General features: G+C 60.7%; 29 protein-coding genes. 16 read left to right on the plus strand and 13 right to left on the minus strand.

Annotation, left to right across the window (positions count from 1 at the left end; genetic code table 11):
* Positions 1–8: 8 nt before the first annotated feature.
* On the minus strand, positions 9–983 hold the full coding sequence (locus AC4D2W_RS04740; protein ID WP_490925737.1) for a DMT family transporter: 975 nt from the start codon (positions 981–983) through the stop codon (positions 9–11).
* A 72-nt stretch (positions 984–1,055) separates the two neighbouring features.
* Between AC4D2W_RS04740 and AC4D2W_RS04745 the strand changes: the two genes are divergently transcribed.
* The 4 genes from AC4D2W_RS04745 to AC4D2W_RS04760 all read left to right on the plus strand — a co-directional run bounded on the left by AC4D2W_RS04745 (position 1,056) and on the right by AC4D2W_RS04760 (position 5,417).
* Positions 1,056–1,952 carry a LysR family transcriptional regulator gene (locus AC4D2W_RS04745; protein WP_490925738.1) on the plus strand — a complete coding sequence of 299 codons (897 nt, stop codon included), beginning with the start codon at positions 1,056–1,058 and terminating at the stop codon, positions 1,950–1,952.
* A 420-nt stretch (positions 1,953–2,372) separates the two neighbouring features.
* A complete protein-coding gene (gene argE / locus AC4D2W_RS04750; protein ID WP_490925739.1) occupies positions 2,373–3,545 on the plus strand; it encodes an acetylornithine deacetylase in 1,173 nt (390 codons plus the stop codon).
* A 32-nt stretch (positions 3,546–3,577) separates the two neighbouring features.
* Positions 3,578–4,852, plus strand: coding sequence for an MFS transporter (locus tag AC4D2W_RS04755; protein WP_490925740.1), 1,275 nt, complete (start codon positions 3,578–3,580; stop codon positions 4,850–4,852).
* 112 nt (positions 4,853–4,964) lie between these two features.
* Positions 4,965–5,417, plus strand: coding sequence for a hypothetical protein (locus AC4D2W_RS04760; RefSeq protein ID WP_490925741.1), 453 nt, complete (start codon positions 4,965–4,967; stop codon positions 5,415–5,417).
* Between the two features lie 89 nt (positions 5,418–5,506).
* Here the strand turns inward: AC4D2W_RS04760 and AC4D2W_RS04765 are convergent, their stop codons facing one another.
* Positions 5,507–6,730, minus strand: a complete 1,224-nt coding sequence (locus AC4D2W_RS04765; RefSeq protein ID WP_490925742.1) for an MFS transporter — start codon at positions 6,728–6,730, stop codon at positions 5,507–5,509.
* Positions 6,731–6,834: 104 nt separating this feature from the next.
* On the opposite strand from AC4D2W_RS04765, the gene AC4D2W_RS04770 reads away from it, so the two are divergent.
* Complete coding sequence (locus AC4D2W_RS04770) at positions 6,835–7,419, plus strand: ArsR/SmtB family transcription factor (protein ID WP_490925743.1); 585 nt, start codon at positions 6,835–6,837, stop codon at positions 7,417–7,419.
* A gap of 51 nt (positions 7,420–7,470) precedes the next feature.
* Here AC4D2W_RS04770 and AC4D2W_RS04775 read toward each other — a convergent pair whose 3' ends face one another.
* Entirely contained in the window at positions 7,471–8,814 is a 1,344-nt protein-coding gene (locus AC4D2W_RS04775; protein WP_490925744.1) for a replication-associated recombination protein A, read from the minus strand.
* The gene (locus AC4D2W_RS04780) at positions 8,811–8,975 is read right to left on the minus strand and encodes a hypothetical protein (RefSeq protein WP_490925745.1); all 165 of its coding nucleotides are present in this window, start codon (positions 8,973–8,975) and stop codon (positions 8,811–8,813) included. Before AC4D2W_RS04780 ends, AC4D2W_RS04775 begins: the two co-directional genes overlap by 4 nt.
* A 184-nt stretch (positions 8,976–9,159) precedes the next feature.
* On the opposite strand from AC4D2W_RS04780, the gene AC4D2W_RS04785 reads away from it, so the two are divergent.
* Together AC4D2W_RS04785 and AC4D2W_RS04790 are read left to right on the plus strand one after the other, a co-directional pair.
* Positions 9,160–9,705 carry an AAA family ATPase gene (locus AC4D2W_RS04785; protein ID WP_490925746.1) on the plus strand — a complete coding sequence of 182 codons (546 nt, stop codon included), beginning with the start codon at positions 9,160–9,162 and terminating at the stop codon, positions 9,703–9,705.
* A gap of 135 nt (positions 9,706–9,840) precedes the next feature.
* Positions 9,841–10,614 carry an SAM-dependent methyltransferase gene (locus AC4D2W_RS04790; protein WP_490925747.1) on the plus strand — a complete coding sequence of 258 codons (774 nt, stop codon included), beginning with the start codon at positions 9,841–9,843 and terminating at the stop codon, positions 10,612–10,614.
* A 273-nt stretch (positions 10,615–10,887) separates the two neighbouring features.
* Here AC4D2W_RS04790 and AC4D2W_RS04795 read toward each other — a convergent pair whose 3' ends face one another.
* On the minus strand, positions 10,888–11,208 hold the full coding sequence (locus AC4D2W_RS04795) for a hypothetical protein (protein WP_490925748.1): 321 nt from the start codon (positions 11,206–11,208) through the stop codon (positions 10,888–10,890).
* Between the two features lie 110 nt (positions 11,209–11,318).
* Between AC4D2W_RS04795 and AC4D2W_RS04800 the strand changes: the two genes are divergently transcribed.
* Positions 11,319–11,843, plus strand: a complete 525-nt coding sequence (locus AC4D2W_RS04800; RefSeq protein ID WP_490925749.1) for an NUDIX hydrolase — start codon at positions 11,319–11,321, stop codon at positions 11,841–11,843.
* A 926-nt stretch (positions 11,844–12,769) separates the two neighbouring features.
* Positions 12,770–13,303 (plus strand): GNAT family N-acetyltransferase, encoded by a 534-nt coding sequence (locus AC4D2W_RS04805; protein WP_490926025.1) that lies wholly within the window; start codon positions 12,770–12,772, stop codon positions 13,301–13,303.
* 83 nt (positions 13,304–13,386) lie between these two features.
* Here the strand turns inward: AC4D2W_RS04805 and AC4D2W_RS04810 are convergent, their stop codons facing one another.
* Complete coding sequence (locus tag AC4D2W_RS04810; protein ID WP_490925750.1) at positions 13,387–13,737, minus strand: VOC family protein; 351 nt, start codon at positions 13,735–13,737, stop codon at positions 13,387–13,389.
* Positions 13,738–14,030: 293 nt separating this feature from the next.
* On the opposite strand from AC4D2W_RS04810, the gene AC4D2W_RS04815 reads away from it, so the two are divergent.
* From AC4D2W_RS04815 to AC4D2W_RS04825, 3 genes are all read left to right on the plus strand, one after another.
* Entirely contained in the window at positions 14,031–14,468 is a 438-nt protein-coding gene (locus tag AC4D2W_RS04815; RefSeq protein WP_490926026.1) for an MBL fold metallo-hydrolase, read from the plus strand.
* Between the two features lie 300 nt (positions 14,469–14,768).
* Positions 14,769–14,993, plus strand: a complete 225-nt coding sequence (locus AC4D2W_RS04820) for a hypothetical protein (protein ID WP_490925751.1) — start codon at positions 14,769–14,771, stop codon at positions 14,991–14,993.
* Between the two features lie 184 nt (positions 14,994–15,177).
* Complete coding sequence (locus AC4D2W_RS04825) at positions 15,178–15,615, plus strand: hypothetical protein (protein WP_490925752.1); 438 nt, start codon at positions 15,178–15,180, stop codon at positions 15,613–15,615.
* 53 nt (positions 15,616–15,668) lie between these two features.
* Here the strand turns inward: AC4D2W_RS04825 and AC4D2W_RS04830 are convergent, their stop codons facing one another.
* From AC4D2W_RS04830 to AC4D2W_RS04840, 3 genes are all read right to left on the minus strand, one after another.
* Positions 15,669–16,664, minus strand: coding sequence for a hypothetical protein (locus AC4D2W_RS04830; protein WP_490925753.1), 996 nt, complete (start codon positions 16,662–16,664; stop codon positions 15,669–15,671).
* Positions 16,664–17,029 carry a GntR family transcriptional regulator gene (locus AC4D2W_RS04835; RefSeq protein ID WP_490925754.1) on the minus strand — a complete coding sequence of 122 codons (366 nt, stop codon included), beginning with the start codon at positions 17,027–17,029 and terminating at the stop codon, positions 16,664–16,666. Before AC4D2W_RS04835 ends, AC4D2W_RS04830 begins: the two co-directional genes overlap by 1 nt.
* Before the next feature lie 268 nt (positions 17,030–17,297).
* A complete protein-coding gene (locus AC4D2W_RS04840; protein ID WP_490925755.1) occupies positions 17,298–17,996 on the minus strand; it encodes a nucleotidyltransferase domain-containing protein in 699 nt (232 codons plus the stop codon).
* A 405-nt stretch (positions 17,997–18,401) separates the two neighbouring features.
* Between AC4D2W_RS04840 and AC4D2W_RS04845 the strand changes: the two genes are divergently transcribed.
* Positions 18,402–19,241 carry a MerR family transcriptional regulator gene (locus tag AC4D2W_RS04845; protein WP_490925756.1) on the plus strand — a complete coding sequence of 280 codons (840 nt, stop codon included), beginning with the start codon at positions 18,402–18,404 and terminating at the stop codon, positions 19,239–19,241.
* Between the two features lie 57 nt (positions 19,242–19,298).
* On the opposite strand, the gene AC4D2W_RS04850 is transcribed toward AC4D2W_RS04845, so the two are convergent.
* Complete coding sequence (locus tag AC4D2W_RS04850) at positions 19,299–19,865, minus strand: TetR/AcrR family transcriptional regulator (RefSeq protein ID WP_490925757.1); 567 nt, start codon at positions 19,863–19,865, stop codon at positions 19,299–19,301.
* Positions 19,866–19,917: 52 nt separating this feature from the next.
* Between AC4D2W_RS04850 and AC4D2W_RS04855 the strand changes: the two genes are divergently transcribed.
* Positions 19,918–20,658 carry a DUF998 domain-containing protein gene (locus AC4D2W_RS04855; protein WP_490925758.1) on the plus strand — a complete coding sequence of 247 codons (741 nt, stop codon included), beginning with the start codon at positions 19,918–19,920 and terminating at the stop codon, positions 20,656–20,658.
* A 1,305-nt stretch (positions 20,659–21,963) separates the two neighbouring features.
* On the opposite strand, the gene AC4D2W_RS04860 is transcribed toward AC4D2W_RS04855, so the two are convergent.
* Positions 21,964–22,563, minus strand: a complete 600-nt coding sequence (locus AC4D2W_RS04860) for a class I SAM-dependent methyltransferase (protein ID WP_490925759.1) — start codon at positions 22,561–22,563, stop codon at positions 21,964–21,966.
* A gap of 225 nt (positions 22,564–22,788) precedes the next feature.
* On the opposite strand from AC4D2W_RS04860, the gene AC4D2W_RS04865 reads away from it, so the two are divergent.
* Both AC4D2W_RS04865 and AC4D2W_RS04870 read left to right on the plus strand, forming a co-directional pair.
* On the plus strand, positions 22,789–23,178 hold the full coding sequence (locus tag AC4D2W_RS04865) for a hypothetical protein (RefSeq protein WP_490925760.1): 390 nt from the start codon (positions 22,789–22,791) through the stop codon (positions 23,176–23,178).
* Between the two features lie 80 nt (positions 23,179–23,258).
* A complete protein-coding gene (locus AC4D2W_RS04870; protein ID WP_490925761.1) occupies positions 23,259–24,269 on the plus strand; it encodes an NAD-dependent epimerase/dehydratase family protein in 1,011 nt (336 codons plus the stop codon).
* A 100-nt stretch (positions 24,270–24,369) separates the two neighbouring features.
* Here the strand turns inward: AC4D2W_RS04870 and AC4D2W_RS04875 are convergent, their stop codons facing one another.
* Positions 24,370–25,959, minus strand: coding sequence for an ABC transporter permease (locus tag AC4D2W_RS04875; protein ID WP_490925762.1), 1,590 nt, complete (start codon positions 25,957–25,959; stop codon positions 24,370–24,372).
* Positions 25,952–26,863: an ABC transporter ATP-binding protein gene (locus tag AC4D2W_RS04880; protein ID WP_490925763.1), complete on the minus strand. Its 912-nt coding sequence runs from the start codon at positions 26,861–26,863 to the stop codon at positions 25,952–25,954. The genes AC4D2W_RS04875 and AC4D2W_RS04880 overlap by 8 nt, the downstream gene beginning before the upstream one ends.
* Positions 26,864–26,995 lie beyond the last annotated feature (132 nt).

Below are 26,995 nucleotides of genomic sequence, written 5' to 3' on the forward strand. Positions count from 1 at the left end.
ACCTGCAGCTAAATGACGGGGCCCTCAGCCAGTCCTGGCCGGGTTCGGTGACGGGCTTCCGCCCTCAGCCCCAAATACGTGCCGGCGATGATGAGCGCTGCCCCGATCAAGCCCAGCAGCGCAAGGGACTCCCGGCCAATGGTGATGCCGATGAGGACGGCCCAGATGGGTTCGGTTCCCATGAGGAGGCTGGCCCTGGATCCCGATGTTTGCTGGATGGCCCACGTCTGGACCAGGAACGCGAAGACACTGCACGCCAGCCCGAGGTAGAGCACGCCCATCCATTCACGTGAGTCGAAGCCCTGCACTGCCCGAAGCACACCTTGATAATCGGCAACGGTATAGACGAAGGCACAGACCGCACTTTGAGCTACGGTCAGATTCAGCGCACTGTAACTGCGCCCCCGGGTGAGAGCTGAGACTGCGGTGACGTGGATGGAGCGCACGACAGCTGCAGCGAGTACGAGCACGTCCCCAAGACCGGGTGCAGCGAACCCGCTGCCGGAGACGAGTAGGCAGACCCCTACCACCGCGATAACGCCGGCAACGAAGACCGTGCGCGGCACCTTCACCCGAAAGGCAATGCTTTCGGTAACGGGAGTGAAAACGATGACGAGGCTGATGATCAGTCCGGCGTTGGTAGCGCTGGTGCCCGCAATCCCGTGAGTTTCGAGGATGAGCACTGCCGCCTGGGTAAAGCCAAAAACGACGCCGACTGCAGCTTCGCGGCGCGTCATCCGGCGGCGGTTCCAGATCAGCCAGATCACCACCAGTGCCAGGGTGGTGATCAGGAAACGCAGCGAGAGGAGGACAGTCACGCCAACCGTGTCGGTGAGGGTTTTTGCCGCCAAATAGCTGCTGCCCCACACGATAGCGACCAGGAGCAGCAACAGGTCTACTTTGCGCGCAGCAAAAAGGGAGAATATCCGGCGTCGTCGTTCACCGCGTACGCTCGCTGCTGGATTCAGTATGAAAGAAGGCACCACTCGAGTCTCATATCAGTAGATTCGTAAGACTAGAGGGCACATTCTGAAATATTGGTTTAGCTTTACCTTATGGATCTACATCAGCTGCGATTACTGAGGGAGTTGGGTGAGCGAGGCAGTCTCGCCGCCGTCGCCCGCGCGTTCCAAGTCTCTGCGTCGGCTGTATCCCAGCAGCTCACAGCGTTGCAGCGTCGGGTCGAGGTTCCCCTGACCGAACGGCGGGGACGGAATCTGGTCCTCACGGAGGCCGGTCAGGCCTTGGCTCGGGCGGCGGTGGAAATCAGCGTTGCCATGAGCTCCGCCGAGCAGGCCGTAGCCCGTTATCTGCAGGACCCCCGTGCAACCGTCAGCATCTCCGCGTTCAACAGCGCGGGTCTCACCTACTTCCGCCCCCTGCTTCAGGCCTTGTCCGAAGAAGGAAATCCGCGGCTGATCTGCTATGACCGCGACGTGGGGCAGGAGGGCTTCCCCGCCCTGGCTGCCGACTACGACCTGGTCATCGCGCACCGCCTTCAGCACAGCGAACCCTGGCCCGAATCAATCAGCGTCCTCCCGCTGCTGCGGGAGCCCCTGGACGTCGCCATGTCGGACCGGCACCGGCTCGCCGGGGCACCGAGCGTCAGTGTCGCTGACCTTGTCGATGAAGACTGGGTGTCAGTCCAGGACGGATTTCCGCTCATGCCGGCTTTGGAGGCTATTGCCGTTCACGCGGGGCAGCCCCTCAACATCACGCACCGGATCAATGAATTCTTCATCGCAGCCGCGATCGTCGCCGCCGGCCCTGCCATCGCGCTGATGCCCCGCCGGACCGCAGCCCCACCTCCGGGCAGCGGCGTGCTTCTCAAGCCGATCCACGATCTGCCGCTCGCCAGACACGTAGACCTCCTCTGTCGCCCGGAAGCCCTCCACAGGACTGCGGTCCAGCAGGTTGTCACCGCTCTGCGGCAAATTGTGACCTCCACCTGAGCCTGCGTACCAGAGGCGCACAGTTCTGTGAGAAGACGAAAAACGCCTGATCCCGGCGAGCACCTCAGGGCTGCCCGCCGCTTTGGGGCCCGATGGCATCAGCAGGAACACCCTGGCCTACCAGCTCTCCACGGCCATTCCGGCCTGCTGGGTTGAACACCACTGAATCACTCCCGCAATCGAACATTCGCCAGGCGCGGCGGCGGATTCTTGAAACCGGAATGGCGGGAAGCTCCGCCGATCCACAAACCTTAACTTGTGTGGGATATATGGGAAAGTCCGTGTCGCTCAAGGACAGTATGACGTCACGAATCCGGAAACAGTGTGACAAGAATGGCCCAGAATGACAGACTCTCGGCTAGCCGCTCGCTGAAAATGCGGACATCTGAGCAGTTGCTCGATGAATACCAGGAGTAAAACATGTCACCTACACCGAGCGATGCAGCGCTTGAAGAAATCACCAAAATGATCAACTTTGAAACAGTCAGCCGCGACAGCAATCTCCCGCTGATCGACTACGTGGGTGAACGCCTCAATGCGCTGGGCATCGAGTCAAAGCTCATCCACGATGCAACCGGGCAGAAGGCAAATCTGCTGGCCACCATTCCCGCGGGCGATGGCACGCGGACCGGCGGCATTGTGCTCTCCGGACACACTGATGTTGTTCCGGTCGACGGACAGGACTGGAGCTCCGATCCGTTCACCCCTCAGATCCGTGACGGCAAGCTTTATGCCCGGGGCGCCTGTGACATGAAAGCCTTTATTGGCGTGGTGATGACCAGGCTCGACTCCATGGTCGCGGCCAAACTCAGTGAACCCATCCACCTGGCCTTCTCCTACGATGAGGAAGTCGGCTGCATTGGAGCGGTTGATTTGGTAGCGGCCATCACCGCCGATGGCCTGAAGCCGCGCGGTGCCATCGTCGGAGAGCCCACATCCATGCGTGTGGTCCGGGGGCACAAATCAGTCAATGTCATCAAGGTGGATTTCCACGGTATTGCAGCACATTCCTCACTGACCACTCAGGGCGTCAACGCGATTTCCGCCGCCGCCGACTTTGCGGCATTTGTTGATGCCAAGGCCAAGGAATTCGCCAGCGCCGGTGCCTCTGATGAAGCCTTCATCGTCCCTTACACCACCACCACGGTAAACCAGATTCAGGGCGGTATCGCGGTAAACACGATCCCGGCATTATGCACACTTCACTTTGAATTCCGTTCCATCGGTGCCGATGACCCGGTAGCGCTCATTGAAAACTTCCGTGCCGAAGCACTGCGCATTGAAGCGCTCATGAAGGCCCAGAACCCCGAAGCTCGCGTTGAATTCGCAGTGCTGGCCCAGACCCCCGGGCTCGATACCCCCGCCGAGGCCGCGATTGTCTCGATGGCGGCCGAACTTGGAGGAACGCCGAGCCCGGACAAGGCAACGTACGGCACCGAGGCGGGACTGTTCTTCAACGCGGGCATTCCCACGGTTGTCTGCGGCCCCGGCGACATTGCCCAGGCACATGCACCTAATGAATTTATCGATCTGGAACAGATCGCCGCGTGCGAATCATTCATCGACAACCTTGTGGCATCACTCACCGCCTAGTCTGCAGCCCTTACGCCCGCCAGGAGCACCTTATGAGCGCAACAGCAACGATTACCCCGAAGCAATTTCAAGACGCGAAGAAGGCGGTGATCAGCAGCTCGATTGGTGCCGCCCTTGAGTGGTTCGACATCATCGTTTACGCAACCTTCGCAACCGTCATTGCCAAAAATTTCTACCCGGATTCGGACCCCGCGTTCGCACTGATCCTCACCTTTGCCACCTTTGCCATTTCCTACCTCGTCCGCCCGCTGGGCGGCATGGTGCTGGGCAGCTACGCGGACCGCAAGGGACGCAAGAGCGCGCTGACACTGACCTTGATGCTGATGATGGTCGGCACGCTGATCATGGCCGTGGCACCCACCTACGCAATGGTTGGCATGTGGGGCGGGGTCATTATCCTGCTCTCACGCCTCATCCAGGGCTTCTCCGCCGGTGGCGAATTTGGCACGGCAACTGCATTTCTGATTGAGACGGCACCGCATAAGAAAGCGTTTTATTCCTCCTGGCAGGTGGCAAGCCAGGGCGCCTCGATGGTGCTGGCCTCAGGCTTTGGCTTCGCGCTGACCGAAGGGCTCTCCGAAGAGGCGCTGAACAGCTGGGGCTGGCGTGTGCCGTTCTTCGTCGGCCTGCTCATTGGCCCGGTGGGACTCTACATCCGCGCCAGGCTCTCGGAAACCGAGGATTTCATACACAGTGAAAAGGTTTCCTCTCCGGTGAAGACACTGATCGTCGATCATTATGGGCGCCTGCTTGCCGGTGCTGCGGTCATCGGTGTTGCGACGATTTCCGTTTACATGATTCTCTACATGCCGACGTTTGCCGTGACGAACTTGGAAATCCCCGCAACCGCGGCATTCCTCGGCGGCGTGGTTGCCGGTCTTGTCACCCTCGTGGGCGTGCCCTTTGTCGGCCATCTGGCGGACCGGGTGGGACCCGCAAAGGTGATGACCTATGCGGCCGTCGGTGCGCTGCTCCTTGCTTGGCCGCTGTTCCAGCTCCTGGTCACCAACCCAACAGTTCCAACACTCGTGATCGTCATCGGCCTGCTTGGCGTGATTATGGCGTTCTACTTTGGACCGCTTCCTGCTTTGCTCTCCTCGCTGTTCCCGGCAGCAATCCGAGGAACCGGGCTGGCAATCACCTACAACGTTGGAGTGACGCTGCTGGGTGGTATTGCGCCGCTGGTGCTGACCTGGCTGTTGAATGTCACCGGGTCCCTGAGCGCACCGGGTTTGTACTATATGGCCATCGCCGTGATTTCCCTGGTTGGCTTGTTCTTTGTGCGAACGCGTTACCACCAGCCCTAAGGACCGAGCATCAACGATTGGTTCACATCCAATCCCACGAAGGCCCCGCTTCGCTGTCAATTCGCAGCGAAGCGGGGCATTCGCCGTTGCGGGGCCAGCTCAGTGAGGAACAATGGTCGCAATTCCCACCAGGAGGCAGAAGTTGCAAAGATTCTATGTTGCGTCGAGTTTCAGGAATATCGTCAACGTCCGGTACATCGCGCAAACCCTGGAAAGCAAGGGCTACGTCAACACGTACGACTGGACCCAGAACGCGTCCGCGCTCGATGGGAGTACCGTCACCCTCGATGATCTGCGCTCCATCGGTCAGCATGAGCGGGATGCAGTGATTGGCGCCGACGTCGTCGTGGTCCTCCTTCCGGGCGGAAAGGGCACGCATGTCGAGCTTGGCATCGCGATCGCTCAAGGCAGAAGGATAATCCTGCATTCCCCGGCCGAAGTCATCGACAATCCCGGGGCCACCAGCACGTTTTACCACCTCCCTGAAGTGGAAAAGTGCCACGGAACATTAGAGGATCTGATCACCATGATCCTCGGCCGAGAAGTGAGCATAACCGCCAATTAACGCGGTTCGTGTCACGGGAGGTTTCCTCAACCGCACCAGGGTTTTCACCCGCTTGTTGTTTCCGGCGGACGATAAGAGTCAGCTTCGGTTTATTCGTGGTCCGCCTCGGCGGCGGTGATGGCTTTGTCCGTGAGGAGCGGCATCATCACCAACAGCGCGAGGGTGAGTAGTCCCATGATGCCGAACATGGCATGAAGGCCAAACCATTGGAACAGCACTCCCCCGGCTGCCGCTCCAAGAGGCATGGTTCCCCAAGCTAAAAGACGGTAAGCACTGTTGACTCTGCCGAGTAGTCGGTTTGGGGTGATACGTTGACGCAGCGAGACTGTGATGACGTTCCACAGCACAACCATTATGCCGCCCACAAAGAGAATGGGCCCCAAGACATAGGGGTGACTGGTTAGTGCCGGCGCTCCGACGAACAGTGCGCAACCAAGGATACTGAGCGCTAAAGATTTGGATCGGCCCAGTTTCGCTTCCACTGATTCCGCGAGGAACGAACCCGCGAAGGCACCGGCAGCTGACGTGGTCAGAAGTGCGCCGAATCCAACTTCGGACAGCCCCATTTCTGAACCGGGTCCCACGGCGAACAGAACGAGGACGGCGAAGGCCGCGCTGGACGCAAAGTTGAGGACACCGGTCATCACTGCCAACGTGCGCAGAACTTTCTGATTCCAGAGAAACCGCAGACCCTCCCTGATGTCGAACCGCAGCGTCGTCTTTTGCTCCCGGTCTACCCGGAAGCTGCCTGGCAGCAGGAGCAAACCGCCCACCGCTGCAAGCCACAGCGCTGCCGGAACGGCGAAGCCCGCCGCCACACCAATGCCCACCAGCAGCCCGCCCAATGGGGGTCCAATGAACTGATTAGCGGTGAGTTCGACGGCGTAAAGCCGTCCGTTGGCGCGTGAAAGCTGACCTTTGTGCACCACTTGGGGCAGGATCGACTGCGCCGAGGTGTCGTACAAGGTTTCCGCCACCCCCACCATCAATGCGATGACGTACAGAGCCCAGATGGATCCGAGGTCAAGAAGGATCACCGCTATCAGCAAAGCGGGCAGGACAGCGCGGCTAAAGTTGGCCCACAGCATCAGCTTCCGCCGGTCCAACCGGTCTGCCAGTGCTCCGGCGGTCAACGCGAAGAGAAGCCACGGAAGCGTCGCGGCGACAGTGAGTCCAGCGATCAGGGTCGGAGACTGCGTGAGCTGAATCGCCATCAGCGGCAGAGCGATTTTGAAGACCCCGTCCGCCAGGTTGGACAGCCCCGATGAGGTCCATAGCTTCCAAAAGGAAGCACCGAGGGGCACCTCATCCATGGTTCTCGCCTGCTGGGCGCTATTCGTCATGTGCTGAACGATGGCACAGTGATTTAGAAAGTTCAAGGGGGTTGATTTTAGTAAACAACACCTAGGATGAACTTATGACCGACTCGAAACGGCCGGACTCGAAACTAGAGAATCCCACTGCCAACGCTCAGGAAGTCAAGGCGCTGGCCCATCCGCTGCGCCTGAGGATACTTCGCCTGTGCGGGCTCCACGAGCTAACGAACAAACAGCTTGCCGACCGCTTGGGACACGATCCGGGCACCGTTCTTTATCACGTACGGCAACTGCTCGCCGCGGGATTCCTTGAACCCGCCGAGGTCCGTACAGGCGTCAGCGGTGCACTGGAGAAGCCATACCGCTCGACAGGGCGATCATGGAACCTGGATACTGCGCTGCATGATGCCGGCCCGGAAGGACCCTTCACCCCGTTGGACGCGCTGCGAGAGGAATTGACCGAAGCCGGTCCGGGCGCACTCGCGAGCCTTTCACGCTTCGTGCTGCACCTCTCCCCGCAAGACGCCGAGGAACTCGTCACCCGGGTCTACGCGGTGCTCAGCGAATACACGGACACCGACCAGCAGCGTTCCGATCAGCCCTCTTACGGAGGCCTGTTCATTCTTCACAAAACAGCGGATCGGGTTGACGGCCAAGGCGAAGCAGGGCCCAAACCGGTGCACTGAGTTTCTGCACCTACGAGTGACGGGATGACGCCGGGTCGGCTGGAGCGTTGGTCACGCGTCTGGTCCTTTTGCGGAGGCGGCGGGTGGATCTGGTTCAGACGATCCGGATGCCGCTGCCCGGAGCCGCGCCCAGTGGGCCAGCCGTTCAGCAATGGCCCGTTCGTATCCGCGCGCGGTGGGCTGATAGAAGGTTTCCCTGGACATGCCGTCGGGGAAATAATTCGCGCCGGAGAATCCGGTGTCGGTGTCGGGGTCATACTGGTAGCCGTCGCCGTAGCCGAGGTCTTTCATCAGCCGGGTCGGGGCATTCAGGATGTGCGCCGGCGGCATCAGTGACCCGGTTCGTTTCGCTGCGGCACGCGCCTTGTTGAATGCGCGGTGCACCCCAATGGACTTCGGCGCGGTTGCGAGGTAGACGACGGCCTGCGCGACGGCGAGTTCACCTTCGGGCGAGCCGAGGCGTTCGTACACGTCCCAGGCCGCGAGGGCCTGTTGCACGGCCTGGGGGTCGGCCATGCCGATATCTTCGTTTGCGAACCGGGTGATGCGGCGGGCGATGAACAGGGGATCCTCCCCGCCGTCGAGCATCCGCGCCAGCCAGTACAGTGCCGCGTCCGGGTCCGAGCCACGCATGGCCTTGTGCAGCGCGGAGATCAGGTTGTAGTGACCTTCCTGCCCCTTGTCATATAGCGGTGCCCGTTTCTGCACCGCCGCAGCAAGCGCTGCAGCGTCCACAGGCGCCGGAAGGGCATGGACCTGCTCGATCATGTTCAGCAGATACCGGCCGTCACCGTCCGCCATCGCAACCAGTGCCTGCCGTGCATCATCTGTCAGCGGCAGCCGCGCGCCGAGGAGGTCCTCGGCGCGGGCGATGAGGGTCTCCAGCGCGCCGTCGTCGAGGCGTTTCAGCACGAAGACCTGGGTTCGGGAAAGGAGCGCCCCGTTGAGCTCAAAGCTCGGGTTCTCCGTCGTCGCGCCGACGAGGATAATGGTGCCGTCCTCGACGTAAGGCAGGAACGAGTCCTGCTGGGCGCGGTTGAACCGGTGGATCTCATCAACGAACAGCATCGTGCCCTGACCGACCTCACGGCGGCGCTGCGCCGCGGAGAACACCTTCCGGAGGTCAGCAACACCGGAGAAGGTAGCGGAGAGCGGTTCGAACGCGAGATCGGTCTGCTCTGCGAGGAGCCTGGCGATCGTGGTCTTCCCACACCCCGGCGGACCCCACAACACCATCGATGCCAACCGGTGCGCCTCCACCATCCGGCCAATCGGTGCATCCGGTGCGAGCAGATGGTCCTGCCCGACGACGTCGCGCAGAGTGCGGGGCCGAAGCCGGTCGGCCAGGGGCCGTGAGACGTCATCAACGTCGAACAGGGATGGCGTGTCGTTCACGAGTGCCTCGGGTTACGGCCGCCGGCGATGATGAGGAAGACCCTGTCCCGCACTTTCCACACGTCCAGATGCGGGGTGAACGGACGTCCGTGGCTCACATCGTCTAGCGAGGCCGCTGTTTGGCGGGCAATCTGCTGCAGCCGTACCCCGGAGAGCGTCATCGCTTGTCCTGCACGTTGAAGACCTCCTTGTCAGGCCTGACCGGCTGCTGCGGACTGGCACCGGGAAGCTACCCTGGTACGTACGAGTCTACGCAGTGTCCGACATCGGTAAAGCCCGGGTTGACGGCAGGATTTGGTGCTGAATTCGCCCACGAGGCGTTCAGGCTGCACTAGGGTTCGCTCCATGATCATTTGGCTCAACGGCACCCACGGAGCGGGAAAGACAACAACGAGCGTGTTCCTGCAGCAAATGCTGCCTCACTCCCGTGTCCTCGACGCTGAGAAGGTCGGTGAGGTGCTTATGGACATCAAACCGGGACTTCCTGCCACGGACAACTTCCAGCACTGGGATCCGTGGCGGGCCCTCGTCGTCGAAACCGCTCGGCGCGTGCTCGACTACACCGGAGGAACGCTTGTGATGCCGATGACCGTCCTGGTCGAACGCTACTGGCGGGAGATCAGCGGTGGCCTGGCTGAGCACGGCATACCGATCCGGCACTTTGTGCTCCACGCCGACCAGGCAACGCTCCGCGACCGCATACAGAATGACAAAGTCCTCGGCCCCTCGACATTCCGTTTCGCGTACGTAGAGCCATACGCCGAGGCGGCTAGTACCTGGCTGCACGATGCAGCCGAGGTCATCGACAACACGCACATCACAGCGAACCAAGCCGCACGGCAGATCGCGGATTCCGTCCTGGCCGCTGAGACCGCTGCTCGTCACGGATGAAGGATTCCAGAGTTTCCATCCATTGACCGAAACCATCAGGATGAGCGCTATGCGGCGCCATGCCGCGTTGGGAGATCCATCGCCGGACAAGCAGATATCCCCAGCAGTCGCTTCTATGCGTGAGAACATCACTGAGTGACCGACGACACTTTGCTTGAATTGCCGCCCCTGTATGAGTCCCTGACCTGGCTCACCCCGCTTTCCGAGGAACGTGCCGCTCACCTTGTGGCGTTCTTGTCCGACCCGGCGCCGGCGGAGGTTCTGGACATGGGGTGTGGATGGGGCGAACTGCTGCTTCGGGTATTGACCTCGGCCCCGCAGGCACGCGGACGCGGAGTGGACAATGCTTCCGCGTCCATCGACCGGGCAAGGCAACAGGCATTGGCTCGTGGGTTGCTCAGCAGAGTGACGTTTGATTCGACGCCTGGGACAGAAGCCCAAAATCGCCCCGCAGACGCTGTCATCTGCATCGGCGCGAGCCAGATCTGGGGGCCGCCGGTAGAGGACGCGCAGCCGCTCGACTACGCCGCAGCTCTGCGCGCCCTTCGAGCTCTGGTGCTCCCCGGCGGCCGACTCGTCTACGGCGAGGCAATCTGGTCAGCAACACCTCATCCGGCTGCTACCGCCCCTCTGGCTGGACGTGATGACGAGTACCTGACAGCAAATGCACTACGCGAGCAGATCCGCGCCGCTGGATTCGAGGTGGTGGAGGACGACCTTGCAAGCATTCAGGAGTGGGACGTCTTCGAGGCCGGATATCGCGACAGGTTTACCCGTTGGCTGGAAGCACATGATGCCGACCATCCCGACGCAGGGCAGGTCCGCCGGCAATATGAGGAACAGCGCGCTGCATATGAAGAAGGCTACCGAGGCGTACTCGGCATGGCGTATTTCTGCCTAAGGGGGTAAGAGTCCACAGCTACTCACCTTCACTTGGCGCGCATACATTGTCGTATTTGTAGGGGTGCTGACCACTGCCCGATCCGTCAGCATGACGGCGCTCGTAATCATGCCAATGGAAGCAAGATTGGATGGGCTGCAACACTAGGGAGATGGCTGTCTATTTCGAGTGCACCACTCAAGCATGCATATCCCAGTTAGAGCTGTTTGACCGTGCCCGAAGTATCGATACGCACGTAAGTTCCATGGCCCAATCACGGGAAAAAGCTGTTGCGGGTGCCACTACAGGCCTGATTTCCCTGGGAGAGCAGGTGACGAAAGCGAGCGTGGCACTTCGGCATCCCCCTGCGCATGACAAGCCAAATCACCGAGATGGAAGCGCCGAACTACTTCGTGGATCAGCAAATCAAGGGTCCGTTTCGGCGATTTCGGCACGTTCACGAATTCAGTCAGGTCGGCGGAATCGCAACGATGACCGACCGGATCGAGTTCGAGGCACCTTTGGGTGCGCTGGGCCGAGTCGTTGAGAAGCTTGTGCTCGCCCGATATCTGAAAAAGCTCATCGAAACGAGGAACCGGTACCTCGTGGAAGACCATGCTCATCAGTAATTTCCGTCCCGGCAGCAATATGCCCCTACCCCGCCCTCGAGATCGGGGATGAGGACCTCCGAAACGTCTCCCTGACCGATCTCCGAGAATGGCACAATGACGCGATGAGCATCGACGACGAGTGGTGGGACATCTTAGACACCGAGGGAACGCGAACCGGCGAGATCTTTCGCAGGGGTGCTGAGGGGTGGCCGTCCGGATACTTTCACCTGGTTGTCGCGGTCTGTGTACAGCGTGAGGACGGGGCAGTTCTGCTGACCCAGCGTGCAGCCAATAAGGAGTTCCCATTTAGTTGGGAGTTCCCGGGCGGAAGTGCTCTGGCTGGTGAATCGGGTGCGGACGCAGCGAGCCGGGAACTGCGGGAGGAATCGGGTCTGCATGTGGAGCCATCCGCGCTGACACCAATTGGTCGGTTCGCCGAGACATCAGCTCTTCTCGACTTCTACGTCGCGCGTGTGAGGTCGAATCCGCGGCTGGCTCTGCAGCGCAGCGAAGTCACAGCCGCCGAGTGGGTGATACCGGAGGTGGTCGAACGACGGCTGGCTGCGGGCCTAATGGCAGATCCCTGGATTGCCAGGCTGGACACGCTTTGGCCTTCCATCAAGCGCGCGCTGCGCGTTTCGCTCTGAGGGATCGGCTTACCTATGCATCGAAGACCTAGACCGCCCCGGTTTCATTAAACTGTCGGTTCATGTTCGTGGTGCCGCCAATTCTCTAAGGATCAAAAACGTAGCCCAAAACACCACTCGTGATGAGAAAGAGCATAACGAGGAACAGGGCAGCAACTCCCCCACAAAGGAACCACATAAACCGCTTTTCCGGAGGCGTCATGTTCAGCATGATGCCACGACTCGACGACATCCGAACTCGTCGACGCAGCCCGAGAAAGACTCCTCATGGGGCATCCGGCAAGCCGGTCCTCGTGCGGACGCGTTGTCGGATCCCTCAACGTTCGGATCCCTTGGCTGAGAGCCTGCACGCTGCTTCTGACTATTCCCTCTACGTCCGTGGTCTCCTTCTCCTTAGCCGCAGAGTCAGGCTGACGAAAGACGCAGCGGCGAACGCTAAGACGAGCAGGGTTAGGAACGCCACCGCCGGGTTTATCCAGAACGGAATTAGGTCGTAGTCAGCGTTGCATTTATTGTGCAATGGAAAATACCGTCCCGCATCCTCCCAGTTCGAACGCCTATATTCTCTGTCCCACGTTTGGCCACGGGCCGTACATGTCTCCGCATTGTTCAACCCACCAGAAAAGGCCCCGTACAGCCAGAAAGCTGCGGCAAAGACAAGTGCAACGATCATGTTGGCGAACCAAAACAATGGGTTAATTCCCCTCAATTCGCGCACAGCCCCCCCCTCAGTCGATTCCCATGCTAGCCAATGCCCACTCAAGAACCCTCTTGCAGGTGCCGCCAGCTGCTCCTTGTTCCCGTCGTCGACACAACTTAGTGCTGCAGTGCTTGAAGGAACGTCCTCGGCCGGTGCCCGCAAGCCGGTGGGTCATCGGAAACTGGGTCTGTCAGCAAAGGGATCTGTTAGTAAGAGTAGAACTGTGATGATTGCGGATATGAGCAGAATCGTGATCCGTCCCTTCAACCCAGGTGATCCACCCAGACTGCATGCAGCGTTCACGGCTGTTGGCTGGGGAAAGCCGATCACGTTGTTCGAGCGGTACCTCCAGGAACATGTTTCACAGACCCGTTACGCCGTGCTCGCAGAGGTGAGTGGTGACGTTGCCGGTTATGTGACCCTCGCGTGGCAGTCGGAGTATCCACCGTTTACCGAGCAGTGCATACCAGAGGTCTCCGATCTCAACGTGCTCCCGCGCTACCGCAGGTTAGGGATCGCGACGAACTTACTCGATTTTCTCGAGCGCATAGCGGCGCGACGCTCGCCCACGGTCGGCCTCGGCGTCGGGCTGTATGCGGACTACGGAGCGGCCCAGCGAATCTATGTACGCCGCGGCTACCTGCCGGACGGGCGAGGTGTGATGCATGCAAACCAGCCGGTCTCAGCCGGTCAAACCGTGGCTCTGGACGACAACACGACCCTGATGTTCACCAAACAGCTCGATTTTGATCGGCAATGAAGAGCTGCCCCTCGGTGTCTTGGGTCGAATGAGGATCCGCTTATAAGAAGGATCGAAGAATGGTGCGGGGCCTATGTCAGCGCTCAGGTGTGCTCGGCGACGTCGAACTCGTTGCCTTGAGGGTCAGCGAGCGTGACCCAGCGAAAGTCCTTCTCGCCCCGGCGCTCGACGAGGGTCGCCCCCGCGGTGAGCAAGCGATCAACCTCGGCGTCGAGGTCGGGAGCAGCCAGATCGAGATGGATACTGTTCTTTGCGACGGACTGGTCGTCAACCTTCTGGAAAGCCAGCGTGACTGGCAGCCCACCGCCCTCGAGGACCACGAACCAACCCCCGTTGGTCTGGGTGATCTCCGCATTGGTCTGCTCAGCCCACCAGCGAGCGAGCGGTTCGGCGTCTGTGGTGTTGATCGTGACCATGCCTAATGTGAGTGTCATGGTGTCACCCTATTGGCGCCAGAGTTCAAAGGGAACGAGACCGCGTGAGTGCAAGAGCGTCTCCAAGCATTCCAATAGATCTCCACCCCGACACGGAGCGGGTTCGTCCGCACGTTATGGATTGGGACAACTGGTCGACGCACAGCCCCTCGGGTAGGATTTCGAAGCATCGACCACCCCGAAGCGCGCGTGCTTGTCGACACTGGCCTGAATCAGCTTCATCCGCGGCGGTCGCCGACATGGATCCCCGCCTTTACCCGTTGGACCAGCAGCAGGACTTCGACATCCAGAGTGTGGACATAGTCATTAACACCCACCTTCATTTCGATCACTGTGGAGGTAACTACCTCTTCGCGGCAAGCCCATCTACGTCCAGCGCCAGGAACTCGACGACGCCCGCAATGAAAACGAGTACACCATCACGGAATGGGTGGATCCCCCGGGAGCGCACTACGTTCCCGTCGACAACGGACTCGAACTGCTTCCCGGGCTTCGACTCCTTCCCGCACCAGGTCACACGCGCCGGTCACAGATCGTTGTCATTGATGGCCACGCCAGATCCGGCAAGGAGGAAGGCTCCGACCCGGCGTTGTCTGTTCCCCAGGCCCTGGCCGCAGCAGCATCACCTGGTTCCACGATCCTCCTTCATAATTGTTCGTAGATTCCCGGCTCAAGTGGGACAGAGGCGCCAGGGACGGACACATAATTTTGGCCAGCTTAGGCCGAACTGACATTCAGATAACGCACGATCGAAGAGCGGCTTACGAGACGAGTTGGCCACAAAGCGCTGCAAAGCTGCGCCATTTACCGCTGCGTTTGGCAAGTTATCCGTGTCTGGTTGCGACGGGAGTGACAGATCCAAATCGGTCGCTGTCAGCGATCGCTGGTCGTGCATTCTTACCCCAGTCGGCGGAGCCTCCTGAGCGGCCTGATTAGACTGCACTTCACAGCCCCAACAACAAGGAGACGTCATCAGTAGCAACGAGCTGAGCCCGATCCGGCGGTGGCAGATCTTTATGGTTCGCAGGTCAGTGAAGATCTGGATGTTCTCTCTCTGTTTTCTGGCCTATGTAACTTTGCCGCAAGTGTTCCCAGACATCTGGTGGGTAGGTGCCATTCCCGCTGGTGTTGCTCTGAGCTACTTTGCGATCAGTAATCTGATTGAAGCCCGTGAGGTTCGCCGTGAGATCTTCGCTCGCATGGAGAACCAAGAATCGACCGACCCTCCTGAAGCAGGCAAGGCCGAGAGGCAGTAACCGAGGTCGGTCCGTAGTATTCCGGCAAGGGACCGACTTACGGGCAAGACCCCGCGAAGGAATTCAGCAGTGGACACCCTCGCCCTCCTCGAAGTCTGCACTGGCGTATTCTGTGGACATGGCCACGGGGGCAGGCAAGAGCGACAACAGATACGAGTGGCAGTCATGGCCACAGGATTCCCTAGTGGGCATGCCGCCCAAGCAGAGGCGCTTGGCTGGCTGGGCAATTTTTTGGTTCATTATCCTGGGATCGCTGCTGGCGTCGGCCCTTGAGGCATTCGGCGTTCGGGAACCGTGGCGCTCCACGCTTGTCGCCGCCGTTTTGGCTGCCGTGTTTATTTCCTTGATCCGGGCAGCAGCTTCGGAGGCCCGACAGCTCCGCGCCGAAGGGATTGAACTGCCTTCCTACCCGGTTACCCGCAAGTCATTGATCTCTGTAGGCGTTCTCACTGGTGTTCTTTGGATCGCCTTTGCCGTAGTTGCGTTTAGCGGGAGGCCCGTCTTCCCGCTAGTACCAATTGCCGGCACCGCATGGTTAGTCTTTCAGGGCCGGCGGTGGAAGAATCCATCAGCTGACGAAACGCCAACTGATGGATTCCATCCACCTGAATCGCCGAGCTGACTACCAAACGGCTACCGGTGAAGGATGCCTCAACGGACGGGAACTCTGCGGTGTTACAGCGTGGTGTGGTGGCGTGCTGTTTGGGCGTTGAAGAGGGCTGCTGCTGTTGTGGCGTCGGTGGTGGTGACGGTCAGGCTGTAGCTCTTCGGCCCGTGAACGCGGAGGGCTTCTCCGTTCCGGAATATCAGACCGATCGAGCTGGATCCTCCTACTCGGATACCCCAGCCGAGGAACTCGGACAGTCCCCGGACAGTGACTACTTCGGCAGTCGCTCCCGGTGTGGCCGGTGCTGTGAAACGGCCAAGGCCCAGGAGGGTAGTGCAGGTTAGGCCCCTGCAATCGACGGTGACGGTCCACCGGCCGGTGACGATGCCAAGTGCCAGCAGAATCCCGCCGGCTATGGCAAGGCCCCAGAGCGGCGTCGTAATGCCGAGGATGATGAGGACCAGCCCTGCTACACCTCCGCCGAGCAGACAGACCCAGGCGGTGGTGGTGGTCGTCCAGACAGCAAGTTCGTTCGGCCCCAGTTCAAGGGGCGGAGTCGGCGTAGCCTCTGCGGTCGGCGTGGCAAGGGGACGTGCGCCGGCGATGAGCGCTGCGAGAATGCCGTAGGCGAGGCTAAGGGCTGCGACGACGCCCATCATGGTCCGCGGGTCAGGGGCAAGAAGCGGATCCGTGAGCCCAACTTGACCGCTGAGCATGACGGGCAGCGACGAGGAGGTGAAAACGGCGATGCCCGTGAGCGCGGCGATGGACAGGCGGCGTCCCCATCCGGTGAGTTTTCCAGACCACTTCAGGAACGCCAGGAAGATCAGTGCCGCAGCAGAAGGACCGGCGAGGGAGAGAATCCCCGTCCAGAGTGGTGCGATGGTGATGACTTCCTGCGTAGACCAGTCCCACTTTTGGGCGACGGAGGACGGCAGTTGGCGGCTCCATCCGAGGGAAAGAGCGAAGGAACCGAAGAGAACTCCGGCTGTCGGGAGGAACGCTCCGAGCCAGAAACGGGGGTCGGGTTCGGTCGCCGGACTGCGTAGGGTGTCCATCGTCATCAGGCTCTTCCTTTATCCAGTCGTTGGCGAAATAGCGCGAGTGTCGTCTCGCTCGACAGCCCCAGCTCTGCGAGTTGTCGGGCTGCCTCGTCGAGGATCCGGGTGGCTTGCTCACGGGTAGCCGTTTCCGGCGCGATTACAACGGCTCCGCGTCCCCGGCGTAACTCGACCAAGCCTTGGTCACGCAAGACCTGGTAGGCATGCAGGACAGTATGCAGGCTCACGCCCAACGATTCACCGAGCGCTTTCGCTGCCGGCAGCCGCTCCCCGTCAACGAGAGAGCCCTCGATTATTCCCTGACGGATCGCGTCGGCAATTTGCGCGTGGAGGGGAGACGCTTTGTCGGGCGTCAGGCGGATCAGCATGAGTCAGTTGTATTATTATGTTTGAACTATAACAATAGCTATAAACTCAGTTTAACTGCCCTCATCCGCTGCCCGTGCCCCCTGCGCGGCACTCTTTGAGTGAATGCTCGTGCGATCTTAGGGCTGCGAGTTCCATCAAGCCGACAGTGCAGGCCCGTGCCATCATCACCCATTAGACGAGGCCATCGGTTTCTTCATGGAACCTCTCTCCAGTATTGAGCACGAGGACGAGGATGCCTGGTGGCCGGCTCACTAGTTCCCCGGCCCCCTAGCGGGTACCCCGCAAGAAGCCCTCCATGGCGTAGCCACCATTTTGCTCCAGTACATCTCCAGCAATCCCGGCCAGCTTCTGGGGGTCATAGTCCGTCGAAGCCGCCCAAGCCAATAGACCCAATGCGGCCTCATCGTTGGGCAACTGTTCCAGGCGCCGAACCACCCATTTGCCGTTGCCCAACCATTTGTGGTGCCGGAGCAACAGCAGTTCGGCGGATTGGAGGAACACATTCGAGGCGATGGCGAACGTTTCAGCGGGAGAACTGGAACCCAGCAGGTCATCCATTGAACAGCTAAGGTCGTACCTGCGGAGGTCGCGTTCGGCATCAGTTAATGGCTTGGGGCCCTGCCGCATGTAAAGTCGCGCCTCATCCTGCCATTGCCTGCCGGGCCCGTGGTCGGTTAGCAAGAGTCCACGGGCACATATGTCTCCGAGGATGGCACAGCGCATTGACCTTTCCTTCTCGTACCAGAAGGCCAGGCTCTCGGGGGTATGAATGAAGGCTTCTACGATCCATCCCCGATACCGGACGGTCTCCGCGTAGTTCGCGCCACCAGCTCGATAGAGGATAGCTATGTCAAGATCCGATGTCGGAGTCGAACAACCCAATGCTGCGCTGCCACCCAGGATTGATGCTTCCGCTCCGGCATGCATTTCCTCGACATAACAGCGTGCAATCGTGATCGGATCCATTAGCCCATGATGCCCTACGACTACAGACCTTCTTCGGCACGGTGTGGGGACACAGGCTCCGAAGGCGATCGGCTTGCGGACGCACGCGGGTTGCTTCTCTGTGGTGGGTCTGGATTAGCTATGTTCGCCAATACGGCTGCGCGGGAGTGAAACGCGACGGGTCAAGCGAGTACGTCGACCTTGAGGTCGCCTCCGCTGTTGCCGCCTTGTGTGTTGACAGCTGCAAGCCCGGTAAAAAAACCGTGGTGTCCATAAGCTGATCATTACCTCGAAGTAAAAGAATATTCGTGATTGTCCTAGTAACAGGCAAGCGGTTGAGGTTCCGGCGGTGAGATATTTGAGGTTGCACCTTACGCGTAGCTTTATGTGGTCCTATGGACTCACGCCCGTTAGGAAGGCCCGCCCATGCATCCGTCCCTTACTCCGCCGCGTCAGGTCAAAGTCGGTGACGCGGCATCCTTCGTAGGCACCACAGTGCAGGCGATTCGTCAGTACCACGAGACTGGCCTGCTGCCAGAGCTCGAACGGGGTGGTGACGACCGCCGCCGGTACGGCTACGAAGACATGATCCGGCTGCTGTGGATCCAGAAGATGTCCGACGCCCGGATCACCCTGGACGACATCCAGGACGCCTTCGCTGACACGGCTCCTGCCGGTTCCTCCAGCGGCCACGACGACGCGATCGTGCAGCGCATGCGCACCCCGGATGGCAGGATGAGTCTACTCTCCGACTTCGTCACCGGCCGCTTCAAGGGCCTGCCCGAGGGCTCGCTGCGCCAGGCGGACCTGGACAACCTGCTGGTCATGGAGCGGATCTTCGGACCGCTCGGTGCGGCCGTCAATGCCGGCCGTTACATCGCCTTGGCCACACACCCGGGTCTGCGGGAGGAATCCGACCGCGTTGATGCCGCCGAACAGGCACTCGATGACACGGTCGCCGTCGATGATCCCCGCGTGGCACAGGTGGCTGCCAAACGGCATGCCTTCGAACTGCTGCTGGACGCCGTCGTTGAGGACTCCGGCCTGGCGCAGAGCGACGAAGCGCTCTTCGACTCTTGGGAGGCATTACACCCCGTTACCGCTGATGAAGGTGAGGACGGGGCGGGCCAGAACGCTGGCAGAGGAGAAAAGCGCGTGAGTCTCATCGAGGCCGTTGGAATGATGCCCTACGACTACTCCCCGGCCCGCCTGCGGTGCATGGAATTGGTCCAAGAACTCGCCGCCCACGAGCCACCCGCGCCCTAAGTAAGGTCTGTGTCCTGAGCCAGGAAGCCGTTGGCCGGCGAGTCCTTCGAGGATCGGTTAGCGGGACGGCGGTTCGAGCCCGTTGAGGTATCGGTCGATGAGGCGCTGAGCCCGCTCGGATGTCATTCGGTCTGTCTCGGTTACCCTGGCGATGGCTAGGCCATCGAGCAGTGCCATGAGCATGGCGGCATCGTCCCGGCCGAGGTCCGGGTTCCATCGCCGGAGCAAAGTTGTCAGGCCTTCTTCCATAAGGCGCCAAGATGCCTGATGGGCGCTGGCAACTGCACTGCTGGTTGTCGCCTTCGAGGCGTAGGACAACCAAATGACCGAAGCGGTGCGGGATTCGTCGTCCACCCCTCCGAGGATCCTGCACACCGCGCCCAGATTCTGCCGCGCTGATGCCTCCGGATGCACTGCGGAGCCCACCCGCTCGATGAAATTCCTGGAGACCTCGTTCATGGCCGCCATGATCAAATCGTCTTTCGTCTTATGGTGATGCTGGACGGCACCTATCGAGAGACCGGCAGCTGCAGCAACGTTGCGGATCGTCACATCCTCAAGGCCCCGCTCCACCAGAATGTCCTGCACAGCCGTAAGAATGCGCTGCGCGCCCAACGAGGTCATGATTCGAGATTACTCCGAACAAAACCATACGTTCGTATTGTATGCTCAGGGCATGACACGACTGCGCTTGGGTGCCGCACTATGGACTCTGTGCCTGCTGACCTTTCCGGCTCAGGTAATTGCGGCCGCGCAGTGGCCAAACCCGTACTCCTGGTCCTCAAATTTCATCAGCGATCTCGGCGTGACCACCTGCAGGACATTCGACGCCGGCACGCGCGTTGAGCGTTACATCTGCTCCCCCGGCCATCTGCTGGCCAACGGTTCCACGATTGCCAACGGGGCCCTTGTGGCTGTCGGAGCCGCCCTTCTGTGGTCGGCTTGGCCTCGGCAGCGGACAGGGAAAACCGCGATGTCATTCCTTGCAGCAGGCGGTGTACTTGTGATGCTGGTCGGCTTCCTAGCCTGGGATGTTTACCCGGGGGCTCATGACGCTGTGGCCCTTGCCCAGGCCCTGATGCAGTGGATCGGAATGGCCTTCCTCGCCTACGCACTCAAAGGCAGCACGGCAGCACGATGGGCGTCAGCCCTGACCTTGACGAGCCTCGCACTCTCAATCGCCGGCTTTGCTCTCTTCATCGATGCGATCAGCGGTGGGCCATCGATTTCACTGGGCCTCGGCATTACCGAGCGCCTCGCCTTCGATACCCTCACCGTATGGGGTGCCGCGCTGGGCGTGATCCTACTGATGACGGCACTCGGCAACCGGAGCACCACCTCAGACCAAGAAGCGATTCTTGGTTCCGCGCCGACGACGTCCCAGGTGCGTAGGCCGGTGATGAACCGTCCCCGATGACGATCGCTTAAGGCGTGGGTCTGCGTGGATTTCTGGGATCACATTCCCAACAAGTCTTCAGCCGGAGCACCGGTTCGTTATTCGGGATCCACACCTTGACTGCGTCGAAGATCTGCATTGGGTTCGACATGGGATGTTGTGGCGGTTGGCCCGCTGGAGTGTTCAACCATTGAGCCTCCCGGGGTGAAGCCGAAGGTTCTTGATTGAACGGACGCCGAACTGATAATTGGAGCGGCAATCCTAGAACGCCAAGAACGGATACCGGTTAGTACGCGAATCAGGACAAGTACCCCAAGGGCTGCTGCGAGCGACCTGATCCACCGCCCCAGCTCCGACTCAGTCGCTTGATCCAGTATCGAGATCAGCAGCAGTGCCCCCAGTAGAACGACTGTGGCGGCCGTCAAAACGCGCGAGAGTCCTGTTGTCATCAACTCACCCTACTCAGAAGTTGGTACCTTTCCACCCACCCACGTCCATACGGTGAGGGGCCGTAGCGTGTCGCTTTTGCCATAGAGATAGAGACTCCGGGATTAGCTGCGAGTGTCTGGTAACCGATCCTACAAAGAAAGTTCTGGACGTGTGGTTGGAACGCCAACAGCACTGCCTCCGCACGGGAAAACTAGCGCGGCCTAGGCTAAGCCAGCTGAACGCAGCTGCACCGGATTGGCCGACGTCCGACGTTGCTAGGGGAAGACCGGGTTCCCCGTACCCAGTAGGAGTCCTAGTACAGCGCCCAGTTTGCGAAAGCCAGCACTCCACCCATTCCGATTGCAACAAAAGCCGACCAGCCAGGTTCTCTTTTTATCAACGCAAAGATTCCCACCACAACACATGACACGCAGAGCGCATTCGCCGCAACAACTGATAAGGCCGATGCCAGCATCAATCCCTCAAGTTCCCGGCAATAAGCTGTGTCGCCGTAGGACGGGGGGCACTTAATCCAGAAGTTAGAGGCCAGATAGCCTACCGTTCCAATCGCTAAAGAACACAAGCTGCCCCACATCGCAGTAGTCCCGTATTTCGTCTGACCAACGCTCTCTCGGTTCTTCCCCACTGAAGGAACCTACCTTTAGAACGCGGCACATCGCGTCATGGCGGTAGGGGTGATCAGTCGATTCAGCCGGTCCGTCCCTCCCACAGGCTGTACTGCTACCGATGACTCAGAGGATTTCATGGCCAGTTCATGAACGAAAACGATGGAAGTAGGGACACCGGGGACTGAGATGGGACACGCCAAGAGAACCTGTCTCGTTATCCGTGTCCGATTGCCAAGGGAAGTTCGGAAGGCGTCGCGTTCAGGCTCCTTCAGCGGACAGTGGCTGTTACCGCAGCATGGGCGCGCTTCCCTGCGTCTTGGCGCGTCTCAACGTCTAAGACGTCGAAACCAGCGTTGCCTAGCAGATGCCCCATCTCTTTAACGGACCAGTAATACGCGGTTGTGACGGCGTGTTGGAAGGGTGTACCCGGCGAACCTTCGAAGAATCCGATGAGCAGTCGCCCTCCTGGGACAAGAACTCGGGCGAATTCCCTCAAAGCCTGGGGAACTTCATCTGGAGGAATGTGGATCAGTGAATACCACGCCAGCACGCCCTGCAAGGTCTTATCTGAGAAGTCCATCTGCCTGAAGGATGCCACTCGAAAGGGAACGTCCGGGAAGCGCGCACGAGCGTTATCGATGAATTCAGGGACAAGGTCGATGCCTTCTATCGCTGCACCTCCTTCGTGCAGATAATTTGTCCAATGGCCCGGACCACACCCGGCGTCGATTATTTGCCCGTCAATGCTTGAACCCCAACGTCCGATGCACTGGCGGTCAAGCTCGTGCATGTCGTCGACAGAACCAAGAAGGCGCGTGTACTCGGCAGCGCGGGATCGGTACGCGGCCCGAGTACTTTCATTCGTCATGTCGACGAGCGTATCTCCACGTGCTCTTCGTGGGCCTGCCCCCCCAAGGACCAATAACCGAACGCATGAGCAACCGATGCAGCAAAGGTTTTGGAAAGGCACCACCCGGCTCGCACAGCGGCAGCCGGATAGTGTTGTCGGCATCAGTGCGGTTGTGCGGTCACCCGGGGAAAATAGAGCCGAACCTTCCTGGCTAATAGCGCTTCTCGTGCAAAGATGCAGCACATGGGACCGGATCACAAATTCGTCAGGTATCAGGCAGTTGACCCAAATCACCGCGGAGCCAAGATAGGAATATTCGGCTTAGCCAACGGCCTAGCAAGGGAGGGCGCGCTTACAAAGCAGGACTATCAGTGGTGGACCAGGGCTAACGCCTGGTACGACGATGCCTATCCCGACCCGAGCACAATCGATCCCTCTGTGTACGACCGTGGGGTAAATCCTCAGGCTCAGGCCTGGTTCAAAACTACCGCCGGTCATCTGCTGGACAGAGTCCCCCAGTATCTCGCTATCCTTGATCGATACGGGGTCAACTGGGAGGAATCCCGCTCGAGCGACCCGGGCATAATTCTCTACGAAGACGACGTTCAAGTGGTGGTCAATCCTTACCAATGAATAGCGTCTGGTACGTCGTTTTCGTTGTGCCGACGGCATAAACCAGTGCTTTCCCGTTCCAGAACTGTGATTGTCGTCGCATGAGAATTCTTGTACTGGGTGGAACAGCTTGGCTCGGTTTCGCCGTCGCAAAGGTCGCGCTGGCCATGGGTCACGAGGTTACGTGTGTGGCTCGCGGGGACAGCGTACCGCCAGGCGTCCGTCTCGTTCGTGCGGATCGTGAAGACGCCCATGCTCTGCAGGAACTGGCGAAGACCCGATGGCATGCGGTAATCGATGTAGCCCGGCAGCCGGTATTTGTGCGACGGTCTGTCCGGGATCTTGAGAAGGCCACTGACCGATACATTTTTGTGTCCACGGGAAATGTCTACGCATCACAAAAGGAGGTAGGCGCGGACGAAGATTCCCTCCTTCTGTCTCCCCTCCAATCCGACAGAATAGCCACACCTGATGACTATGGGCCCGCCAAAGTGGCTTGCGAGAATGAAGTGCTAGCAGCATTTGGCCCGGACCGGAGTGTAATTGCCCGGGTAGGACTGATTGGCGGCCCGGGCGATCCCACAGGGCGCACAACTTACTGGGTCCGCAGATTCGCCAGCCCCTCGAACGAGGCCAGTGCCGTCCTTGTACCAGATTTGCCGGAGCTGCCCACGGCGATGATCGACGTCCGCGACCTGGCCGCATGGCTGGTACGTATGGCAACAAACCGCGCCGGAGGCATCTTTAATGCCGTCGGCAACCCTCTGCCGTTCCACGAACACACGAAAATCGCCCGTTCTGTTGCCGGGCATCTGGGGCCGGTCGTCGCAGCCCCGGAACAATGGCTCCTGCAACAAGGCGTGAATGAATGGTCAGGCGAAGGGTCGTTGCCCCTCTGGCTCGTCGATCCCGAGTGGCATGGCATGAATGCGAGATCAAACAAGCGTGCAATCGATGCCGGACTTGAACTGCGTCCGCTGCAGGACACGCTTAGCGACATTCTGGCTGAAGAACCGGCCCTGGGACCTGACGAGACTCCCCGATCGGGACTCGCCAATACGAAAGAAACCCAGTTGCTGAACGCCCTGACCAAAGCTGGGCTAGTCCGCTAAAGCAGCAACTCCAACGCTCAGCCCTTTCCCGCCCCCCCTTTGGTGGGGCCCCCGCCGCGACGTCTAAATGCCACTCCTCGGCTCCATCGGCGACGGATGGCTACCCATCGAGGTCCCGACGGCGAAAACCAGTGAACCCGATCAACAGGAACGCAGCGGTGACGGCGGTGATTCCCGCCAACCCGGCCCACCCGGCGTCGTCGGCGGAAACGTTGGGAACGTGCCAGAACGGACTGATCGCCAGTACCCAGTCCCAGAGCCTGAACGTGGGGCCCAGCAACGTGAGCACGAAGGAAATAAACACACCGGCCCAGGACGCGATTACCACCTGCGGCCGCGCACCGACGACCGCCACCGAGACGGCCGTGGCCGTCCATACGGCCGGAACCGTCACGACGGCCTGCAGCAGAACCTTACCGGCGTCGATGCCAAGGTCCCCGGAGGCCAGCGCCGTGATGATGGCTCCAGCGAGAAGCAGGTAGATGGTTGGTGCGGCCAATGCGAGCATGACGTTTGCCGTGAAGTATCGGGAGCGCGAAACGGCGGCGGCCAGAACGGGCTCCAGCCGGTCCGCCAGCTCCTCGGTCCGCACCTTCTGCAGGATCTGCACGCCGGGAACGGCCGCAATGATCCCGGCCAGGCTCAGAATCGTCACCAGGAAGGCCGGCGCGAGGCCATCGGGTGTAGCTGCACCGGATGCGAGAACCGAGGCGGCTGCACTGTCACCGCTCAGGATGTCCTTAAAGGAGCGGGCAAAAAACCCGAAGACCACCCCAATTATCACGAATGCAACGGTCCACGTCAGGAGCGGGGCGCGGTTCAGCCGGACCGCCAGACTCCACGGAGTTCCAACCCTGCCCCGGGCGGGGCCGGGTCCGGGGACGATTGCCCCCTGCCCGAAGTCGCGACGCGACTGCAGCAGGAAGGCTATACCGAGCAGGACCAGGGTGAGGGCCATTGCGGGGAGCAGCGGCCACCAGTGGTTGCCGCTGGCCGGCCGGGTTTCCGTCATCCAACTCAACGGATTTGCCCAGGACGTCCAGTCCGGTGCCTCCACCGAATACAGGAAGCCGCGCAGCAGGAACAGCGCGCCGAAGGTACCCACAGCCAGCGAGTTCGCCGTCCGCGCATCGGATCCCAGCTGCGCGGTCACGGCGGCGACCGCAGCGAACATCCAACCGGTGGCAGTGAACGTTGCTCCCAGCAGCAGGGAGGCATTCCAGCCGCCGCCGCACCAGGCGGTGACGACTCCGGCGACGGCTCCCAGAACCACCGAGCCGGTCAGTGCCAGGCTCACTCCCGCCAGCAGGCGGCTGCCCCGGCCCAGCACACCGGAGGCCAGCAGCTCGGCCTGTCCGGAGTCCTCCTGGCCCCGGCTGGACCGGGTGACGGTGAAAATCGATCCGAGTGCGGCGAGGAAACCGCCCAGGGCGAGGCTGCGCCAGGCGTTGAAACCGTCGTCGGTGCTCAGATCGTAGGCCGGCCCGAAGATCAGGCCCAGTGCCGGGTTGGAGCCAATGGCAAGGGCTAGTCCGAGGCGGTCCTGCTGAGTGGGAAAGACCCAGGGGTAGACGAGCACGGAGGACGCAGAGAGTGCCGTCGCGATCAGGATCCACGGCACAAAGCTACGTCCGTCGAACCGGAAAACAGCCCTCAGCAGGGGCCCGGTACCCGTCAGAGCGTTACTCACGGGCGCCCCCAGCGGAGGGGGCGTCGTCGTACAGCCGCAGAAAGAGGCTCTCCAGCGAGGGCGGTTCAACGGTCAGCGACGTGATGCCGAACGGGATGAGTGCTGCCATTGCCTCACCCACCCGTGCGCTCTCCACCACAGCCGTGAGTTTGCCGCCGTCCAGGTGCACGTCCCCGAATGCGGTCAGCTGGCCGGGCTGCGGGTCACGTTCCAGAGTGGCGTGGACGGCGGCGGTGGTATGGCCGCGAAGCTGGGCCAGCGTGCCTTCCTCCACGATCCGTCCGTCCCGGATAATGCTCACCCGGTCCGCAAGGGTTTCGACTTCGGCGAGGATATGGCTGCTGAGCAGCACCGTGGTGCCGCGTTGCTTCGCCTCACCGATCACTTCCTGGAAGACGTTCTCCATCAGCGGGTCCAGACCGCTGGTTGGCTCGTCGAGGATCAGGAGCTCGACGTCGGAGGCCAGGGCGGCGACGATGGCTACCTTTTGCCGGTTGCCCTTGGAGTACTGGCGGCCCCGCTTCGCGGGATCCAGCTCAAACCGCTGGATCAGTTCCGCCCGCCGGCCCTCGTCCAGCCCGCCGCGGAGTGATCCCAGCAGGTCGATCGCCTCGCCGCCGGTCATGCCCGGCCACAACGCGACATCGCCCGGCACATAGGCAAGGCGCCGATGCAGCGGCACGGCCTCCCGCCACGGATCCTTTCCCAGGACATGCAGGTCTCCGTCGTCGGCCTTCAACAACCCCAAGAGCACGCGGATAGTTGTTGACTTCCCTGCACCGTTTGGCCCCAGAAAACCGTGCACCTGCCCGCGCTGAACCTGTAGGTCCAGCCCGTTCAGAGCCTGGAATCTTCCGAAAGTCTTCTCCAGCCCCTGAACACTGATGACCAACTCCGCGCTCATAGCCTCCCCGTTCTCTAGGCATCCCTACAGCTAGTGTGCTGGCAAATCCACCATGGTGGCGACGGCAGCAAGTCGTTCCAGAGGATCAATGCCGGGATCACGGCGGAATATTCTTGACCAGGTCGAGGGATA

This window comes from Arthrobacter sp. TJ-58, from assembly GCF_058269295.1.